This is a genomic window from Streptomyces sp. 15-116A (assembly GCF_025290915.1).
In the GTDB taxonomy this organism is placed as follows: domain Bacteria; phylum Actinomycetota; class Actinomycetes; order Streptomycetales; family Streptomycetaceae; genus Streptomyces.
In genome coordinates, this window is record NZ_JAOCQE010000107.1 from 1 (window position 1) to 19408 (window position 19408).

A 19408-nucleotide genomic window follows, 5' to 3' on the forward strand; every position below is an offset into this window, starting at 1 on the left:
CACCGGCAGCACGCTCAACCCCCACCCCCCGGCCGCGACCGCCCCTTCCAGCACACCGGCGCCGGGCGCCAGCACCAGTCGTGCCACCGCCCACCACCACAGGGCCCCGAGCGCCAGTACGGCGCCCCAGCGCGCTATGCACCCCGCCACGTCACCCGTTCTCGGCCTGGAACATCCAGTGCTGCTTCTCGAGATCCGCCGTGATCCCGATGAGGATGTCCTGGCTCACCGGATCCGGTTCCTCGGTCGCCGCGACCCGTTCCCGCATCCGGGCGATCACCGCGCCCAGCGCCTCCACCATCGTGCCCACGGCCGCGGTGTCGTCGACCCAGCCCTCGGGCGTGACCCCGATGCCGCTGCCCACGGCCACGGTCGCCGCACGCCCGTCGGGAGAGACGCCCAGTGCCGCGGCACGCTCGGCCACGGTGTCCGAGTGCTGGCGCGCGAGGGTCACCACCTCGTCGAGCTGCAGATGGACCGAACGGAAGCGCTGTCCGACCACGTTCCAGTGGATCTGTTTCGCCACGAGCGCTAGATCGACCAGGTCGACCAGGGCACCCTGCAACGACTCGGAGACGGTCTTGAGATTCGCATCGGACAACGGGCTCTTCACGACGTACATCCGCACCTCCGTGGCTCACCCCCACCTCGTCCCTCAACGATGACCGCCCCGCACCACACCGGCAAACGCACACAAGCCACCGCACCACACACAAGACCCTGCAAACCACCGCAAACCCGGCAAGACGCCTCAAGACACCGCAAGCCCTGCAGCCCACCACAGTCGGCCGCAGCCGCGACCGAAGGCCCCCGAACAGGCGAAAACCCCGGCGGTACCCTCCCGGTCCTGCCGGAAGGGCCCCTCCGGGGCCTGTCACACCTTCATGCCGCCACTCAGGCGGCGACCACGTCCACCGCTTCGGCAGGCGCCTTGATGGTCACCCGTTCCGGTGGCACGCCGGTCACCGAGACGGAACCCAGCATCGGGCGAACCGGCGTGGGCACGGGCTCGCTGGGGGTCGCTGCAGCAGACTGGGCCAGCTCGGCGAGAGCGAGTTCGTCGCTCACTTCCCGCATGAGCTCGGACATCCGTACGTCCAGCGCGTCGCAGATGGCGGAGAGCAGTTCGGAGGAAGCCTCCTTCTGCCCCCGCTCCACCTCGGAGAGATAGCCGAGTGAGACTCGGGCGGACGAGGAGACTTCGCGCAGAGTACGGCCCTGGCGCTGGCGCTGCCGACGCAGCACGTCACCCAGCAGGCGACGGAGCAGAATCATCGGTGGCTCCCTCCTCGGACCGCATAGCCGCATCCTTCTCGCCCCACCGTACCGCCTCGCGCCGCGGCCGTGCGGGGAGCGATGTCGTGTTCACTCAGGGCTGCAAACATCAAAACCCCCCGTTCCGTTCCGTATCCTGTGCCCGCTCATTCCCGGTCTGTTCGCCCGCAAGCTCCTCAAGGAGCAGTGCGAGTACGCTCCGTACACTCTCCATACGAATTTCCGCGCGGTCGCCGTTCAACCGCAGGTGCCTCACTTTTCCGCCGCGGGCGGAACCGGAACCTTCCGCGAAGGGCCCGTCCACGGCGACGAAAACCGTCCCCACGGCCTGCCCGTCCTGGGGTTCCGGACCGGCGACACCGGTGGTCGCGATGCCCCAGTCGGCGCCCAGGACCTTGCGCACACCCGCGGCCATCTCTGCCGCGACCTGGGGATCCACCGCCCCGTTGCGCTCCAGCAGCCCGGCGTCGACGCCGAGCACCTCCTGCTTCAGGTCGGTGGCGTAGGCGGTCACCGACCCCCGGAAGACCTTCGACGCCCCCGGGACCGAGGTGATCTCCGCCGCCACCAGGCCACCGGTCAGCGACTCGGCGACGGCCAGCGTCGCGCCGTGCACGGTGAGTAGTCGCACCACCTCGGTGGCCGTGGAACTCACTCTTCCGTCTCCTCCAACGCTGCCTTGCGCTCGGCGATTCCCTGCCGGCGCAGCACAATGGCCTGTCTCACATAGTCGAGTCCGGTCACGACGGTCAGCACGACCGCCGCGGCCATCACCCACCACCGCAGCGTGGCCAGCCACCCCGTGAGCGCCAGTACGTACATGCCGACGGCGACGCCCTGGGTGAGCGTCTTGAGCTTGCCCCCGCGGCTGGCCGGGATCACGCCGTAGCGAATGACCAGAAAACGCAGCAGGGTGATGCCGAGTTCCCGGCCGAGGATCACGCCGGTGACCCACCACGGGAGATCGCCCAGAGCGGAGAGACAGATCAGCGCCGCTCCCATGATCGCCTTGTCGGCGATCGGGTCGGCGATCTTCCCGAAGTCGGTGACGAGGTTGTAGGTGCGCGCCAGATGACCGTCGAACAGGTCGGTGATCATGGCGATGGCGAACGCCGCCCAGGCCAGCGAGCGCCAGGCCGGGTCGTAGCCGCCGTCGGCGAGCATCAGCATGACGAAGGCCGGTACGAGGAGCAGCCGGAGCATGGTCAGCAGGTTGGCGATGTTCCAGACGCTGGCCTGGTTGACTGCCGCAGCGGCGATCTTCCCGCCCCGCACCGGCTTCCCGCCGCCCTCGGCACCGGCCGCCCCGTCGGACACGCTCCCCCGCACGCCCTCGGACGCGGCCTCGGCGCCCGCAAGCCCACGGCCATCAGAAAGCCCGAGGCCAGCGCCACTGCCACCGGCGCCGCCACCCCCGGAAGCACCGGACACCCCAGCAGCCTCACCGGCGACACCACCTACGACATCGCCCTCACGCCCCGCACGACCGCCCACGGACCCGGACACCGGACCGTCACCCGAGTCGGACACCTGACCACCGGCCCCCGCCCCGGAAACGCGACCGGCCCCCTCCCCAGGACCGCCGCTCGCCCCCGAGACGCGACCACCGCCAGACGCCGAGCCCAGCCCGACGCCGGCTCCCGGAACCCGGCCACCAACCCCGGAACTGCCCCCGAGACCGCCCCCGGGCGCCGTACTCGCCGCCGCCCCGAGCGCGCCGGAGGGGCCTCCTGCCGCGGATGCCGGGATCCCCGTCATCTGCCCGCCTCCTCACTACACGCGAGCGAACCCTCGAACAGCGGCTCGGCCACCAGGTCGACACCTTCCGTGCCGATCACCTTCGCCTCGACGAAACGGCCGACGCTCAGCCCCTCGCCGCTCGTCAGCAGCACCTGGCCGTCGGTCTCAGGGGCCTGGTGGGCGGCGCGGCCGTACACGCCCTCCTCCTCGTCCACGGACTCCACCAGCACCTGCACGGTCTCGCCGACCCGCTCCTCGGCGCGCTGCGAGACCAGTTCCTCGGCCAGCCGCGAGACGCGGGCCAGCCGCTCCGCGACCAGGTCCTCCGGCAGCTTGTTGCCGTAGGTGGCCGCCTCGGTGCCCTCCTCGTCGGAGTAGCCGAAGACGCCGATGGCGTCCAGCCGGGCGTGGTTCAGGAACCGCTCCAGCTCGGCGAGGTCGCCCTCGGACTCGCCGGGGAAGCCGACGATGAAGTTGGAGCGCACACCGGCCTGGGGCGCCTTGCTCCGGATGGTGTCGAGCAGCTCCAGGAACCGGTCGGTGTCGCCGAAGCGGCGCATGGCGCGCAGCACATCGGGCGCCGAGTGCTGGAAGGAGAGGTCGAAGTAGGGGGCGACCTTCGGCGTGGAGGTCAGCACGTCGATCAGACCGGGCCGCATCTCGGCCGGCTGCAGGTAGCTGACCCGCACCCGCTCGATGCCGTCGACCCCGGCCAGCTCGGGCAGCAGGGACTCCAGCAGGCGGATGTCGCCGAGGTCCTTGCCGTAGGACGTGTTGTTCTCGGAGACCAGCATGATCTCCTTCACGCCCTGCTCGGCGAGCCAGCGCGTCTCGTTGAGCACGTCGCTGGGGCGGCGGGAGATGAAGGAGCCACGGAAGGAGGGGATGGCGCAGAACGTGCAGCGCCGGTCGCAGCCGGAGGCGAGCTTCACCGAGGCGACCGGGGAGCCGTCCAGCCGGCGCCGCAGGGGCGCGCGGGGGCCGGAGGCGGGCGCGACGCCCTCCGGAAGGTCGCCGGGGCCCTCCTCGGGCGCCTCCGCCGGACCGTGCCCGGGCAGCGCGACCGAAGCGCCGGCCTCCTGCCGTTCGGCCGGGCTGATCGGCAGCAGCTTGCGCCGGTCGCGCGGGGTGTGCGCGGCGTGGATGCCGCCGCTCAGGATGGTCTGGAGGCGGTCGGAGATGTCGGTGTAGTCGTCGAAGCCGAGGACTCCGTCGGCCTCCGGGAGGGCCTCGGCGAGTTCCTTGCCGTATCGCTCGGCCATGCAGCCCACCGCCACCACGGCCTGCGTTCTTCCATGCTCCTTGAGATCGTTGGCCTCCAGGAGGGCGTCTACGGAGTCCTTCTTGGCGGCCTCGACGAATCCACAGGTGTTGACGACGGCGACGTCCGCGTCCGCGGCGTCCTCCACGAGCTGCCAGCCGTCCGCCTCCAAACGGCCTGCGAGCTCCTCCGAGTCCACCTCGTTACGGGCGCAGCCAAGGGTGACGAGTGCGACGGTACGGCGTTCAGGCATGGGCTCAAGACTACTTCGTCCCGCTGACACCCCACGTCGACGGGGTTGACCGAACTCGGCCAACCCCGTCGTGAAAGCGCGCCCCTCGTCCCGGTTATCCGGCCTGCGGGTCGCCCTTGGTGTAGGTCAGGCGCTCGACGGCGCCGGGCTGCCAGTCGTCCTCGATCTTCTTGCCGTTCACGTACAGGTCGATCACGCCGGCGTCACCGAGGATCAGGTTGATCTTAGAACTGTCCTGGAAGGTCTTGGAGTCGCCCTCCTTGAGCAGTCCGTCGAAGAGCTGCCGGCCGTTGTGGTCCTTGGCGGAGATCCAGCTGCGTCCGTCGGCGGCGGTGACCTTGACGGTCACTTTGTCCTGCGGTGCGGCGGCGATGGCGCTGTCCGACGGCTCGGGCTTGGGGTCGGCGGGCTTCTTGGACTTCGGGGTGGGCGAGGCGGACATCTCGGTCACGGCGCCGTCGGCGATGTTGTCCGCGCCGCCGTTGTCGTCGCCGCCCTTCACCATGGTGAAGCCGACGAAGCCGATCACGACGACGATCGCGGCGACCATGGCCGCGGTCCAGTTCGGCCCGCGCCGCTCGGGACGGATACGCTCCGCCTCGAACAGCGGTGCGGCCGGGGTGGGCGCGGGACGGCCGCCGTGGTCGGCGTCGTACTGGGCGATCAGCGGTTCGGGGTCGAGGTGGACGGCCTTGGCCAGGGTCCGGATGTGCCCGCGGGCGTAGACGTCGCCGCCGCAGGGGGCGAAGTCGTCCGCCTCGATGGCGTGCACGATGGCGATACGGACCCGGGTGGCGGTACTGACGTCGTCGACGGTGAGCCCGGCGGCAATGCGCGCCTGCTGCAGCGCACGGCCGACGGAGGGGCGGGCTTCCTCGGACGCGTCTTCGAACGGACGCTCGTCTTCAGGGGAGTTGCCGATGGACACGGGGGCGCCTTTCGAGCGTGTAGCCACCTGTGCTGGAGGTTCAGTCTAGGGGGGGTACAAAAGGGTGGGGCAACCGGGCGGTCGGACTTTGTACGCCATCGGAATGGCCCGACATCCCGATGGTGGGCCTGCTGTTTGTCGCTTCCCTCAACTTGACGTACGTCGCAGGGAAACGGTTGCTCAATGATCCCTTACGGGTGAGTCACGATCGTCCACCTGGCTCTCACCGGGCGACGACCGTGCCCCGACTGCTTACCCTTCAGACTCCCCGCGGATCACGGCGAGCACGCCATCCAGCTCATCAGGCTTCACAAGAACGTCACGAGCCTTCGAACCCTCGCTCGGTCCGACGATGTTCCGGGACTCCATGAGGTCCATCAGCCGGCCGGCCTTGGCGAAGCCGACGCGCAGCTTGCGCTGGAGCATCGACGTCGACCCGAACTGGGTGGAGACGACCAGCTCGGCCGCCTGGCACAGCAGGTCGAGGTCGTCGCCGATGTCCTCGTCGATCTCCTTCTTCTGCTTGGTCCCGACGACCACGTCGTCCCGGAAGACGGGTGCCATCTGGTCCTTGCAGTGCTGGACGACGAGCGCGACCTCCTCCTCGGTCACGAACGCGCCCTGCATACGGGTCGGTTTGTTCGCGCCCATCGGCAGGAACAGCCCGTCGCCCTTGCCGATGAGTTTCTCGGCGCCCGGCTGGTCGAGGATGACCCGGGAGTCGGCGAGCGAGGAGGTGGCGAAGGCCAGCCGACTGGGCACGTTCGCCTTGATCAGACCGGTGACGACATCCACCGACGGCCGCTGGGTGGCGAGCACCAGATGGATGCCGGCGGCGCGCGCGAGCTGGGTGATGCGCACGATGGCGTCCTCGACGTCGCGGGGGGCGACCATCATCAGGTCGGCCAACTCGTCGACGATGACCAGCAGATAGGGGTACGGCTGGAGTTCGCGCTCGCTGCCCTCGGGCGGTTTCACCTTGCCCTCGCGCACCGCGCGGTTGAAGTCGTCGATGTGCCGGTAGCCGTAGGCGGCGAGGTCGTCGTAGCGCAGGTCCATCTCGCGCACGACCCACTGCAGCGCCTCGGCGGCCCGCTTGGGGTTGGTGATGATCGGCGTGATCAGGTGCGGGATGCCCTCGTACGCGGTGAGCTCGACGCGCTTGGGGTCGACCAGGATCATCCGGACGTCCTCCGGGGTCGCCCGCATCATGATCGAGGTGATCAGGCAGTTGATGCAGGACGACTTGCCGGAGCCGGTGGCGCCGGCGACCAGCATGTGCGGCATCTTCGCCAGCGAGTGCATCACGTAGCCGCCCTCGACGTCCTTGCCGAAGGCGACCAGCATCGGGTCGTCGTCCTCGGCGGACTCGGCGAGCCGCAGCACGTCGCCGAGGTTGACCATCTCCCGGTCGGTGTTGGGGATCTCGATGCCGACCGCGGACTTGCCGGGGATCGGGCTGATGATCCGCACGTCGGGGCTGGCGACGGCGTACGCGATGTTCTTGGTGAGCGCGGTGATCCGCTCGACCTTCACGGCCGGGCCGAGCTCCACCTCGTAGCGCGTGACCGTCGGCCCGCGGGTGAAGCCGGTGACGCGGGCGTCGACCTTGAACTCGGTGAAGACGGTGGTGAGCGACTCGACGATGGCGTCGTTGGCCGCGCTGCGCGCCTTGCCGGGGCCGCCGCGCGTGAGCAGGTCGAGGGACGGCAGCGCGTAGGTGATGTCGCCGGACAGCTGGAGCTGCTCCGCGCGCGCGGGCAGGTCGCGGGGTTCGGCGGGCGGGGTCTTGGTGAGGTCGGGGACGCCGGTGTCGAGTTTCTGCTGCTTCGGCTTGCCCGGGGTGGGCTTGTCCTGCTGGGGGCGGGCGGCCGGGACCGGCGTCGGTGTCGTGGGCTCGCGGTCGCCTGCACGGACGCCCTGGGTGAGGTCGGCGACGACCGGGGAGGGCGGCATTCCGTGCAGGACGGCGCCGTCGAGGGCGGCGGCAGCGGCGGCGGCCACGTCCACGGCGTCCATGGGCCGGTCCATGTCGGGCTGCGGCACCGCGGATCTGCGTGTCCGGCCGCGGCGCCGGGACAGCGCCTCCTCCTCGGCCGTGTCGGGGTCGTAGTCCTGGGGCGCCGCGCGGCCGCGCTTGCGACGGCTCGCGGGCAAGGCCTCGCGCCACTGCTCGTCGTAGCGCTCGTCGTCCTCGCCGAACTCCTCGGGCTCGATGCCGTCGTGGACGAGCCCGAGCTTCACGCCGAGCAGCCGCAGCCGCTGCGGGATGGCGTTGACGGGGGTGGCCGTGACCACCAGCAGACCGAAGATCGTGAGCAGCACCAGCAGCGGCACGGCGAGGACGTCGGTCATGGTGTACGACAGCGGGGTGGCCGCGGCCCAGCCGATGAGGCCGCCGGCGTCCCTTATGGCGTGCATGCCCTCGCTGCGGGCGGGCGAGCCGCAGGCGAGGTGGACCTGGCCGAGCACGCCGATGACGAGCGCGGACAGGCCGATGACGATGCGGCCGTTGGCCTCGGGCTGCTCCGGGTGCCGGATGAACCGCACGGCGATGACGGCCACCAGGATCGGCACCAGCAGGTCGAGCCGGCCGAACGCGCCGGTGACGAGGATCTCGACGAGGTCGCCGACCGGGCCCTTGAGGTCGGCCCAGGTGCCGGCGGCGACGATCAGGGCGATGGCGAGCAGCAGCAGCGCGAGGCCGTCCTTGCGATGTGCGGGGTCGAGGTTCTTGGCACCCTGCCCTATGCCGCGGAAGACGGCGCCGACGGCGTGCGCCAGGCCCAGCCAGAGGGCGCGCACGAGCCGGTACACGCCCCCGGTCGGGTTCGGTGCCGGCTTGGGCGCGGCCTTCTTCGCCGGGGCCCGCTTGGCGGGAGCCTTCTTCGCGGGGGCTTTCTTGGCGGCGGCCTTCTTCGCCGGAGCCTTCGCGGAAGCGGCCGCCTTCTTCGCCGGCGGCTTCTTGGCTGCGGAGGGACGTGAGGCCATAGGTGTGAGGTTACCGGTGGAGACGGCAGGGGACACGCGTGCCCGATGCTTCACCCGTTCGTGTCGTTTCTTGCGGGGGCGTGAAGTTGACGCCGCATGAAGCGGCCTCCCGCGCGTTGTGCGCCGGGAGGCCGGGCAACGCCCCTGTGCCGGGCGTCAGTTCTGCGACGGCACCGACGACGCGTTGCCCGCGCCGGGCTCGAGCGCGTCCAGCGCGCGCCGCAACCCCGTGAGCTTGCGCTCGAGATGAGCCGCCGTGGCCACCGCGGCGGCGTCGGTCGACTCGTCGTTGAGCTGCTTGGTCAGCGCCTCGGCCTGCTCCTCGACGGCCGCCAGGCGCGCCGACAGCTCGGCGAGCAGTCCCGCGGACTCCTTCGCCTCGCCCTCGTTCTTCTCGCCGCCCTCCAACTGGAGCCGCAGCAGCGCGGCCTGCTCCCGCAGCTGGCAGTTCTTCATGTACAGCTCGACGAACACCGAGACCTTGGCGCGCAGCACCCACGGGTCGAACGGCTTCGAGATGTAGTCGACCGCGCCCGCCGCGTAACCTCGGAAGGTGTGGTGGGGGCCGTGGTTGATCGCGGTCAGGAAGATGATCGGGATGTCCCGGGTCCGCTCGCGCCGCTTGATGTGCGCGGCGGTCTCGAATCCGTCCATGCCCGGCATCTGGACGTCCAGCAGGATGACCGCGAAATCGTCCGTGAGCAGTGCCTTGAGTGCTTCTTCCCCGGACGATGCCCGCACCAGCGTCTGATCGAGCGCAGAGAGGATCGCCTCCAGCGCCAGCAGATTCTCCGGCCGGTCATCGACCAGGAGGATCTTGGCCTTCTGCACCATGGCCCGCCCTCCTCGCCCCGGCTTGGGGCCTCCCCTGTCCGCAGTACCCGGGGAAGCACCGGCGGGTGCCCACCCGGGGGACGACTCCCTTGCGCCGCCCGTCCTTGTGCCGGTCATCGTAGCTGCACCCCGCCTGTCGCCACACCCTGTCACCGCGATGTCACTGTGCACATAGCGGAAACGCGGCGGGAGACCAGAAGGTTCCCCGAATCCCGTACTTCTACACGACTTCACCAGCACCGCGTCGGCAACTCGGCGCGCTCACCGAAGCTTCCCGTCATATTCACGCGGTCTCCGTGATCTCCGCTCGGGGGGCTCCGCCGTCGGCGTCACTTCCCGCGCGGCCGCTGCCGTCGGCCTCACTCCCCGCGCATCCACTGCTGCATCACCGACAGCAGGTGATCGGGATCGACGGGCTTGGTCACGTAGTCGGAGGCGCCCGACTCGATCGCCTTCTCCCGGTCGCCCTTCATCGCCTTCGCGGTGAGCGCGATGATCGGCAGCCCCGCGAACTGCGGCATCCGTCGGATGGCCGTGGTCGTCGCGTAGCCGTCCATCTCCGGCATCATGATGTCCATCAGCACCACCGCCACGTCGTCGTGCTGCTCCAGGACCTCGATGCCCTCCCGGCCGTTCTCCGCGTAGAGCACGGACAGCCCGTGCTGCTCCAGGACGCTGGTGAGGGCGAAGACGTTGCGGATGTCGTCGTCGACGATCAGCACCTTCTGCCCGCCGAAGCGGATGCCGCGCTGCGGCCGGAGCGTCGCCTCCTGCTCCACGCCCTGCCACTGCTCCGGCTGCGGCGCGGACCGCTGCTCCAGCTCCGGCCGCTGCTGCGCGGCCCCGGCCGCGGGCCTGCGCCGGCGCCGGAACAGCGCCGCCGGGCCGTTCTGCGTCTCGCGGTACGACTTCACCTCGGCCGGCGTCTCGATCTGCGTCTCGGCCGGCTCGCCGGTGCGCTCGGACGACGCGACCAGGTCACCGGCCTCCAGCGCCGGCATGGGCTGCTGGTAGCCGTGCGGCGGCAGCTCGCTCGGGTGCAGCGGCAGGTACAGCGTGAACGTGGAGCCCCGGCCCGGCTCGCTCTGCGCGTGGATCTCACCGCCGAGCAGCTGCGCGATCTCCCGCGAGATGGACAGCCCGAGCCCCGTACCGCCGTACTTGCGGCTGGTGGTGCCGTCGGCCTGCTTGAACGCCTCGAAGATCACCCGCATCTTGCTGGCCGCGATGCCGATACCGGTGTCGGTCACCGAGAACGCGATCAGGTCGGCGTCCGGGTCGGTGAGCGAGCCGGCCTCCAGCAGCTGCTCGCGGATCTGCTGCGGTACGTCGTCCCGGGCGGGCCGGATGACCAGCTCGACCGATCCTGAGTCGGTGAACTTCACCGCGTTGGACAGCAGATTGCGCAGCACCTGCAGCAGCCGCTGCTCGTCGGTGTGCAGGGTGGCGGGCAGCTCCGGCGAGACCCGCACCGACAGGTCCAGGCCCTTCTCGGCGGTCAGCGGCCGGAAGGTCGCCTCCACGTAGTCGACGAGCTGGACGAGCGCGATACGCGTCGGGGAGACGTCCATCTTGCCCGCCTCGACCTTGGACAGGTCGAGGATGTCGTTGATCAGCTGCAGCAGGTCGGAACCGGCGCCGTGGATCGTCTCGGCGAACTCCACCTGCTTCGGGGAGAGGTTCCCCTCGGCGTTGTCGGCGAGCAACTTGGCCAGAATCAGCAGCGAGTTGAGCGGCGTACGCAGCTCGTGCGACATGTTGGCGAGGAACTCGCTCTTGTAGCGCATGGAGACCGCGAGCTGCTCGGCGCGCTCCTCCAGGACCTGCCGGGCCTCCTCGATCTCGGTGTTCTTCACCTCGATGTCGCGGTTCTGCCGGGCCAGCAGCTCGGCCTTCTCCTCCAGTTCGGCGTTGGACGCCTGCAGCGCCTTCTGCCGCTGCTCCAACTCGGCGGAGCGCTCACGCAGTTGCTCGGTGAGCTCCTGGGACTGCGCCAGCAGCCGCTCGGTCTTGGTGTTGACCGAGATGGTGTTGACGCTGGTCGCGATCATCTCGGCGATCTGGTTGAGGAAGTCCTTCTGGATGTGCGTGAACGGCGTGAACGAGGCCAGCTCGATGACGCCGAGCACCTTCCCCTCGAACAGCACGGGCAGCACGATCACCTGGGCGGGCGGCGCCTCCCCGAGCCCCGAGGAGATCTTCAGATAGCCGCTGGGCGCCTTCTCCACCAGGATCGTGCGCTTCTCCGCCGCCGCCGTCCCGATCAGCCCCTCGCCGGGTCGGAACGACGTCGGCATGGAGCCCATCGAGTAGCCGTACGAGCCGAGCATCCGCAGCTCGAACTGGTCGTCGTCGGCGGCGCTCAGGTCCTCGCCGTCGACCAGCGGCATCGCCAGGAAGAACGCGCCGTGCTGCGCGGAGACCACCGGCGTCAGCTCGCTCATGATCAGGGAGGCCACGTCCTCCAGATCGCGGCGGCCCTGCATCAGCGCGGAGATCCGGGCGAGGTTGCCCTTGAGCCAGTCCTGCTCCTTGTTGGCGATCGTGGTGTCGCGCAGATTGGCGATCATCTTGTTGATGTAGTCCTGGAGCTCCTGGATCTCCCCGGACGCGTCCACGTCGATCTTCAGGTTCAGGTCGCCGCGGGTCACCGCGGTCGCCACGCGCGCGATGGCACGCACCTGCCGGGTCAGGTTCCCGGCCATCTCGTTCACCGACTCGGTCAGATCCCGCCAGGTGCCGTCGACGTCACGCACGCGTGCCTGACCGCCCAGCTGCCCCTCGGTGCCCACCTCGCGGGCCACGCGCGTGACCTCCTCCGCGAAGGAGGACAGCTGGTCGACCATCGTGTTGATGGTCGTCTTCAGCTCCAGGATCTCACCGCGCGCGTCGATGTCGATCTTCTTCGTCAGGTCACCCTTGGCGATGGCGGTGGTCACCATGGCGATGTTGCGCACCTGACCGGTCAGGTTGGACGCCATCTGGTTCACCGACTCGGTGAGGTCCTTCCACGTGCCCGCCACACCCGGCACGTGCGCCTGACCGCCCAGGATGCCGTCCGTGCCCACCTCACGGGCCACCTTGGTGACCTGCTCGGCGAACGCGCTCAGCGTCTTCACCATCGTGTTGATCGTGTCGGCGAGCTGCGCCACCTCACCGCGCGCCTCGATGCTGACCTGCCGCGTCAGGTCGCCGTTGGCGACGGCGGCGGAGACCTGGGAGATGTTCCGCACCTGAGTGGTCAGGTTCTTGGCCATCAGGTTGACGTTGTCGCTGAGGTCCTTCCAGATGCCCGTCACACCGGGCACATGCGCCTGGCCGCCCAGGATGCCCTCGGTGCCCACCTCGCGGGCCACGCGCGTGACCTGCTCGGCGAACGAGGACAGCTGGTCCACCATCGTGTTGACGGTCGTGACCAGCTCGAGGATCTCGCCCTTGGCGTCGACGGTGATCTTCTTCGACAGGTCGCCCTTGGCGACGGCCGTGGTGACCTCGGCGATGTTGCGCACCTGGAGGGTCAGGTTGTTCGCCATGCCGTTCACGGACTGCGTGAGGTCCTTCCAGGTGCCGGAGACACCCTGCACCTCGGCCTGACCGCCGAGGATGCCCTCCGTACCCACCTCACGGGCCACCCGCGTGACCTCCTGGGCGAACGACGACAGCTGGTCCACCATCGTGTTCAGCGTGTTCTTCAGCTCCAGGATCTCCCCGCGCGCGTCCACGGTGATCTTCTGGGAGAGGTCACCCCGGGCCACCGCGGTCGCCACCTGGGCGATGTTGCGGACCTGCGCGGTGAGGTTGCCGGCCATGCCGTTCACCGAGTCGGTCAGGTCCCGCCACACACCGGCCACGCCGGGCACCTGCGCCTGACCGCCGAGGCGCCCCTCGGTGCCCACCTCACGGGCCACCCGCGTCACCTGGTCCGCGAACGACGACAGCTGATCAACCATCGTGTTGATGGTGTTCTTCAGCTCGAGGATCTCTCCGCGCGCGTCGACGTCGATCTTCTGCGAGAGATCACCCCGGGCGACGGCCGTCGTCACCTGCGCGATGTTGCGCACCTGGGAGGTGAGATTGCCCGCCATCGAATTGACGGAGTCGGTGAGTTCCTTCCACGTGCCCGACACACCGTCCACGCGCGCCTGGCCGCCGAGGCGCCCCTCGGTGCCCACGTCCCGCGCCATCCGGGTCACCTGGTCGGCGAAGCTCGACAGCTGGTCCACCATCGTGTTCACGGTGTTCTTCAGCTGGAGCATCTCGCCGGACACGTCCACGGTGACCTTCTGCGACAGATCACCGTTGGCCACCGCCGTCGTCACCTGGGCGATGTTCCGCACCTGTCCGGTGAGGTTGCGGAACGCCGTGTTGACGGAGTCCGTCAGGTCCTTCCACGTACCGGCGGCCCCCGGCACCTGCGCCTGGCCGCCCAGCTCACCCTCGACGCCGATCTCGCGGGCCACGCGCGTGACCTCGGCGCCGAAGGCGGACAGCTGGTCCACCATCGTGTTGACGGTGTTCTTCAGCTCCAGCATCTCGCCGGCCACGTCCACGGTGACCTTCTGCGACAGATCACCGTTGGCCACGGCCGTCGTCACCGCGGCGATGTCCCGCACCTGAGTGGTGAGGTTCCGGAAGACCGTGTTGACGGAGTCCGTCAGGTCCTTCCACGTCCCCGCCGCGCCCGGCACGTTCGCCTGACCGCCGAGCCGTCCCTCGGCGCCGACCTCGTTCGCCACGCGCGTGACCTCGTCCGCGAAGATCCGCAGCGTCTCGGTCATCTGGTTGATCGTCTCGGCGAGCTGCGCCACCTCACCGCGCGCCGGCACCGTCACCTTGCGCGACAGATCACCGTTGGCGACCGCCGTCGTCACCTCGGCGATCCCGCGCACCTGGGCGGTGAGGTTGCCGGCCATGGTGTTCACCGAGTCGGTGAGTTCCTTCCACACGCCGGCCACACCCGGCACCTGTGCCTGACCGCCCAGCGCGCCCTCGGTGCCCACCTCGCGCGCGACGCGGGTCACCTCGGAGGAGAACGCGGAGAGCTGGTCCACCATCGTGTTGACGGTGTTCTTCAGCTCCAGCATCTCGCCTTCGACATGCACGGTCACCTTGCGTGACAGATCACCGCTGGCGACCGCGGTCGTCACCAGGGCGATGTCCCGCACCTGAGCCGTGAGCCGCTCCGCCATCGTGTTGACGGAGTCCGTGAGGTCCTTCCAGGAACCCGACATCCCGCGCACCCGGGCCTGCCCGCCCAGCTTGCCCTCGGTGCCGACCTCGCTGGCCACGCGCGTGACCTCGTCGGTGAACGTCGACAGCTGGTCGACCAGGTTGTTGACGGTCCGGCCGACCTTCAGGAACTCGCCCCGCAGCGGGTGCCCGGTCCCGTCCGGCGCCTGCGTCCGCAGCTCCATCCGCGGCGACAGATCACCGTCGGCCACCGCGGACAGCACCCGGCTGACCTCGGACACCGGCCACACCAGGTCGTCCACCAGCGCGTTGGAGTTGTCGATCGCGGTCGCCCAGGAGCCCTCGCAGGCCCCCGTCTCCAGCCGCTCGGTCAGCTTCCCCTCACGCCCGACCATCCGCCGCACCCGGGACAGCTCGCCCGTCAGATGCAGATTGCGGTCGGCCACCTCGTTGAAGACCGCCGCGATCTCCGACATCACGCCGTCGCCGGACACCGTGAGCCGCTTGCGGAAGTTGCCGTCCCGCATCGCCACGAGCGCCGTCAGCAGCCGGTTCAGGGCCGCCGTGTCCACCGTCGTGGTGGCGCCCCTCCCCTTGCCCGCGCTGCTCAGGGACTGTCCGCCTTTCGCGCGCGTCTTCGTGCCACGCGTCGCTGCGCCAGACTCCACTGTGTCCCTCCCGCAGGGGTCGACCGTTACTGCTGTGCTCAGGTACCACCGGAGGCGTACCTGTTACTACTGCGTATACCTGTACTACTGCGAGTCCCGGCGGACCGACCAGGGCGCCCACCCGTGGGCTGCTGCCCACCCGAAGCGGATGACACCCGGCCTGCCCGAACCTTCACAACAAGCCTGCCCAGTGTTTCACCCCCGCCGAACCAGGCCATAACAGTTCGGCAGCTTCGCACATCGTCCGCACACCCTCCGGACGGAAACACAGCAGACCGGCATCCGCTCGGACCGCGAAGGTAAGTAACCTTGCATCCGGCTGTCCAGCCACGCCGGTCCGTCCGGCCTGGGCGGTGGCACGGGAGACGAGCGGGCACGGAGGGGCGGCCGCAGACATGACCACCGGACTGATCCCTGGGGAGCAGCCCCCGGACCCCCGGCCGACGGGCGACCTGCCGCACCAGCGGCACGAGCCGGTCGGCCACGGAGCCATGCCCGTCGAGAACCGGTCGAGGAGTTCTGTGATCACCGCGCGCGCGGCCGCCAGCTTCGAGCCCGTCGGGCGATCGGTCGCGAGCGCCCGCTCCTTCGTCCGCGACACCCTCCAGGGGTGGGGCTTCGGGGACATCGTGGACGACGCGGTCGTTCTCACCAGCGAACTGGTGACCAACGCCGTGGTCCACGCCGGCACCTCCGCCGACCTGCTCTGCCTGCGCAGCGAGGACGGCGTGCGCATCGAGGTGGCGGACCGATATCCCGAGCGCGAGATCCCCGTGCAGGGCTCGGCGGTCAGCATGGGCAGCCCCGACCGCGAGGGCGGCCGCGGCCTCCAGCTCTGCGCCGCGCTGGCCGGCCGCTGGGGCGTGGAGTACACGCCGACGCACAAGACCGTCTGGTTCCAGCTGGACCTGCCCGACCGCCCGGTGGGCACCCGCGCAGCAGGCCCCTCTCTGCCCGCCGACCTCCTCCCCCTCGCCGACAGCCGGGTCCGGGTCGCCGTCGTGCAGATCGACCGGGCCGGCACCATCAGCTCCTGGAACGAGGACGCGGAGGAGCTCTTCGGCTACCAGGCCGAGCAGGTCACCGGCAAACCTCTCACCGATCTCGCGGCCTGGCCGCACACCCCGGGCACCGGCACCGGCATCGCCGAGGCCCTCCAGCTGTCCCGCTGGGAGGGCAGCTACGGCATCAGAGGCGCCAACGGCCGCGTCACCCCCGTCTACGCCTCCCACCTCCGCGTCCGCGACACCGACGGCGAGCCGTCAACGGTCTGCCTCCTCGTGCGGGACCACGAACGGGCGGTGCTGCAGACTCCCCTGCGCGGACCCGCCTCCGACACCTCCGGGTCCTCCGACGGGCAGAGCACCGACCCGTTCGAGGTGTTCATCGGCTCCCCCGCTCCCGACGACCTCGACGGTCTGCTCCAGCGCACCGTGGAGCGCGCCCGCGACATGCTCGACGGCGACTCCGCCTTCCTGCTGCTCGCCACGGACGACGAGACGGAACTGGAGGTCCGTGCCTCCACCGGCCTGCCCTCCGCCCGCCAGCGCTTCGCCCGCGTCCCCGTCGAGGCCGGCCCCGGCCGCTACGGCTCCGCCCGTATGCCGGCCGTCCACGACGACCTCACCGCCGTCCCCGGCGCCGTACCCTTGCTGAACGGCACCGGCATGCGCTCGGTGGTCACTGTCCCGCTGAAGGTCGAGGGCCGCCTCACCGGCTCCCTCGGCGTCGCCGCGGAGGCACCCGGCCGCTACTCCAACGAGGAGGCGCTGCGCCTGCAGTTCGCGGCCGACCGCATCGCGCTCGCCGTCGAATCGGCCCGCCTCGGCGAACTGGAACGCCTGCGCCGAGGCTCGCTGAGCTTCCTCGTCGAGGCGTCCGACCTGCTGGCCGGCACCCTGGACCGCGACCAGACCCTGGCCCTCATGGCCCAGATGACGGTCCCGACCCTGGCCACCTGGTGCGCCGTCTACACGATCGCCGACCAGGCCTCCGAGCCGTACCTCTCCTACGTGCTGCACGAGGACGAGGAACTCATCGACGGCATCAAGTCCCTGCTGTCGAAGATCCCGCCGCCCGACCCGGTCCCCACCCCCGGCGCCCGCGTCTGGTCGGCGCCCGGCGAGGTGGCCCACCAGGCGGCCCTGCGCACCTCCATGCGCAGCCTGGGCCTGAGCGGCGGCCCCAGCAACCAGGTCACCCCGGGCATCGGCCCCACCCTCGCCACCGCGGGCGCCGTCGGCGGCGAGACGGTCGTCCTTCCCTTGGTCGCCCGCAACCGTGTCATCGGCATGCTCACCCTCGGCAAGCCCACCGACGAACACTTCCGCCAGGAGATCCTGGAACTCGCCGAGGACCTCTCCCGCCGCGCGGCCCTCGCCCTCGACAACGCCCGCCTGTACTCCGAGCGCACCGCCATCAGCCAGTCCCTCCAGCGCAGCCTCCTGCCCCCGGAGCTCCCGCAGATCGACGGCGTCGAGGTCGAGGTCATCTACCGCGCGGCCGGCGAGGGCAACGAGGTCGGCGGCGACTTCTACGACCTCTTCCCGATCAGCGACGGCGCCTACGGCTTCGCCATCGGCGACGTCTGCGGTACGGGCCCGAACGCCGCGGCGGTCACCGGCCTCGCCCGGCACGCCCTGCGCCTGCTGGCCCGCGAGGGTCTCACCGGCCCGGCGGTCCTGGAGCGCCTGAACTCCGCGATCCTCGACGAGGGCGCCCGCAGCCGCTTCCTCACGCTGCTCTACGGCGAGATGCGCCCCCAGGAGGACGGCAGCGCGGAACTGAAGGTCGTCTGCGCCGGCCACCCGCTCCCCCTGCGCCTCCGCCAGGACGGCTCGGTCGAACCGGCGGCCGAACCCCAGCCGCTCCTCGGCGTCCTGGAGGACCTGGAGCTCTACGAGCAGACGGTCACCCTCGACCCGGGCGACGTCCTGCTCTGCGTCACGGACGGCGTCACCGAACGCCGCGAGGGCAGCCGCATGCTGGGCGACGACGGCCTCGCCGACGTCCTGACGACCTGTACGGGTCTGACGGCCGGCGCGGTCGCGGCGCGCATCATGCGTGCTGTGGAACGCTTCGCGTCGGACGCCCCGTCCGACGACATGGCCATCCTGGCGATGCGCGTCCCGGAGCCGCACCAGGACTGAGGAATCCGATCCGGACATGCGAAAGGCCCCGCCCAGATGGGCGGGGCCTTTTGTCTGAGCCCCCAAACGGAATCGAACCGTTGACCTTCTCCTTACCATGGAGACGCTCTGCCGACTGAGCTATAGGGGCCTGTTGCTGCGCTGAGGTTTCCCTCCGGGTTTCCCCCTCGGCAACGGAATAGATCATACCCCGAACAGACCCGTGCTCCCAACCGCGTCAGAAGGCCGGCTGCAGCAGCCCGCCGAGCGCATTGCACGCGGACGCTATGCGGTGCATGTCCCGCTTGGTGAGTGAGGCCTCGACCGGCAGCGCAAGGGTCTCATCGGCGGCACGTTCGGTCTCGGGCAGCGACACACACCGCCGGAATTCCGGCAGCCTGTGCACCGGCGTCTTCACCGGCACCCGGCACTCAACTCCCTTGGCTCGTATGGCCCGCGCAAAGGCGTCCCGGTCGGGCCGCCCGTTCCCGGGCACCCGCACGACGTACTGCTGGTAGGTGTGCCCCACCGCCCCGTCAGGAGTCCGCACCCCCCGCAGCTTCGCGTCGAGGTAGGCGGCCCGCTCCCTGCGCTGCGCCACCTCGTCGTACGGCGCCTCGGACTCCTGATGCTCCAGCACCAGCAGCCCTCGCCGCTCCCCGAGGGCGAGCAACGGCCTGACGTCAGCGGGCCGTCCGAAGCGGTGGACGACAACTATCGCCGCCGTCCGCGGAGTTACGGCCGCTTCCACGGCCGCCGGCTGGAGGCAGTACGTGACCGGATCTATGTCCGCGAACACGGGCAGCGCGCCCGCGAGCGTCACGGCCTCGGCCACTTCCACGTTCCCGAAGGCCGGCACGACGACCTCGTCACCGACACCGACTCCGGCGGCCCTGAGCAGCGCAGCAGTACCCATGTAAGGGATGGTGGTTGCGCAACGTGAACTTCAAGTGACACAGAACAGAAAAGGGTTGGACCCGGAACGGAAGTTCCGGGTCCAACCCTTTCGAAGTATTGTTCGGCGGCGTCCTACTCTCCCACAGGGTCCCCCCTGCAGTACCATCGGCGCTGTAAGGCTTAGCTTCCGGGTTCGGAATGTAACCGGGCGTTTCCCCTACGCTATGACCACCGAAACACTAT

The 19408-nt window shown here is 70.0% G+C and carries 11 protein-coding genes, 1 tRNA gene and 1 rRNA gene; 1 reads left to right on the forward strand and 12 read right to left on the reverse strand.

Annotated elements, in window-relative coordinates:
- Window positions 1-151: 151 nt before the first annotated feature.
- From N4P33_RS18595 to N4P33_RS18635, 9 genes are all read right to left on the reverse strand, one after another.
- Window positions 152-622, reverse strand: coding sequence for a Dps family protein (locus tag N4P33_RS18595; RefSeq protein ID WP_260827752.1), 471 nt, complete (start codon window positions 620-622; stop codon window positions 152-154).
- Between the two features lie 272 nt (window positions 623-894).
- Entirely contained in the window at window positions 895-1275 is a 381-nt protein-coding gene (locus N4P33_RS18600; RefSeq protein ID WP_003993396.1) for a helix-turn-helix domain-containing protein, read from the reverse strand.
- A 109-nt stretch (window positions 1276-1384) separates the two neighbouring features.
- Window positions 1385-1930, reverse strand: coding sequence for a CinA family protein (locus N4P33_RS18605; RefSeq protein ID WP_260827753.1), 546 nt, complete (start codon window positions 1928-1930; stop codon window positions 1385-1387).
- Window positions 1927-2604 carry a CDP-diacylglycerol--glycerol-3-phosphate 3-phosphatidyltransferase gene (gene pgsA / locus N4P33_RS18610; protein ID WP_260827754.1) on the reverse strand — a complete coding sequence of 226 codons (678 nt, stop codon included), beginning with the start codon at window positions 2602-2604 and terminating at the stop codon, window positions 1927-1929. Before pgsA ends, N4P33_RS18605 begins: the two co-directional genes overlap by 4 nt.
- A gap of 425 nt (window positions 2605-3029) precedes the next feature.
- The gene (rimO, locus tag N4P33_RS18615) at window positions 3030-4529 is read right to left on the reverse strand and encodes a 30S ribosomal protein S12 methylthiotransferase RimO (protein WP_260827755.1); all 1500 of its coding nucleotides are present in this window, start codon (window positions 4527-4529) and stop codon (window positions 3030-3032) included.
- 94 nt (window positions 4530-4623) lie between these two features.
- On the reverse strand, window positions 4624-5457 hold the full coding sequence (locus N4P33_RS18620) for a helix-turn-helix domain-containing protein (RefSeq protein WP_260827756.1): 834 nt from the start codon (window positions 5455-5457) through the stop codon (window positions 4624-4626).
- Between the two features lie 252 nt (window positions 5458-5709).
- A complete protein-coding gene (locus tag N4P33_RS18625; protein WP_260827757.1) occupies window positions 5710-8448 on the reverse strand; it encodes a DNA translocase FtsK in 2739 nt (912 codons plus the stop codon).
- Window positions 8449-8604: 156 nt separating this feature from the next.
- A complete protein-coding gene (locus tag N4P33_RS18630; RefSeq protein ID WP_260827758.1) occupies window positions 8605-9282 on the reverse strand; it encodes a two-component system response regulator in 678 nt (225 codons plus the stop codon).
- Between the two features lie 359 nt (window positions 9283-9641).
- Window positions 9642-15140, reverse strand: a complete 5499-nt coding sequence (locus tag N4P33_RS18635) for a HAMP domain-containing protein (protein ID WP_260827759.1) — start codon at window positions 15138-15140, stop codon at window positions 9642-9644.
- 395 nt (window positions 15141-15535) lie between these two features.
- Between N4P33_RS18635 and N4P33_RS18640 the strand changes: the two genes are divergently transcribed.
- Window positions 15536-18289 (forward strand): SpoIIE family protein phosphatase, encoded by a 2754-nt coding sequence (locus N4P33_RS18640; RefSeq protein ID WP_260827760.1) that lies wholly within the window; start codon window positions 15536-15538, stop codon window positions 18287-18289.
- 57 nt (window positions 18290-18346) lie between these two features.
- Here N4P33_RS18640 and N4P33_RS18645 read toward each other — a convergent pair.
- The 3 genes from N4P33_RS18645 to rrf all read right to left on the reverse strand — a co-directional run bounded on the left by N4P33_RS18645 (window position 18347) and on the right by rrf (window position 19401).
- Window positions 18347-18419 (reverse strand) — tRNA-Thr (locus N4P33_RS18645).
- Window positions 18420-18506: 87 nt separating this feature from the next.
- Window positions 18507-19169: a DegT/DnrJ/EryC1/StrS family aminotransferase gene (locus tag N4P33_RS18650; RefSeq protein ID WP_260827761.1), complete on the reverse strand. Its 663-nt coding sequence runs from the start codon at window positions 19167-19169 to the stop codon at window positions 18507-18509.
- A gap of 115 nt (window positions 19170-19284) precedes the next feature.
- A 5S ribosomal RNA gene (rrf, locus tag N4P33_RS18655) occupies window positions 19285-19401 on the reverse strand.
- Between the last annotated feature and the right edge of the window lie 7 nt (window positions 19402-19408).

What these genes read in the sequence shown, in the direction of transcription:
- N4P33_RS18630 (WP_260827758.1), bottom strand. Translation starts at nt 9,282, where the DNA reads ATGGTGCAGAAGGCCAAGATCCTCCTGGTCGATGACCGGCCGGAGAAT.
- N4P33_RS18595 (WP_260827752.1), bottom strand. Translation starts at nt 622, where the DNA reads ATGTACGTCGTGAAGAGCCCGTTGTCCGATGCGAATCTCAAGACCGTC.
- rimO (WP_260827755.1), bottom strand. Translation starts at nt 4,529, where the DNA reads ATGCCTGAACGCCGTACCGTCGCACTCGTCACCCTTGGCTGCGCCCGT.
- N4P33_RS18640 (WP_260827760.1), top strand. Translation starts at nt 15,536, where the DNA reads ATGACCACCGGACTGATCCCTGGGGAGCAGCCCCCGGACCCCCGGCCG.
- N4P33_RS18625 (WP_260827757.1), bottom strand. Translation starts at nt 8,448, where the DNA reads ATGGCCTCACGTCCCTCCGCAGCCAAGAAGCCGCCGGCGAAGAAGGCG.
- N4P33_RS18600 (WP_003993396.1), bottom strand. Translation starts at nt 1,275, where the DNA reads ATGATTCTGCTCCGTCGCCTGCTGGGTGACGTGCTGCGTCGGCAGCGC.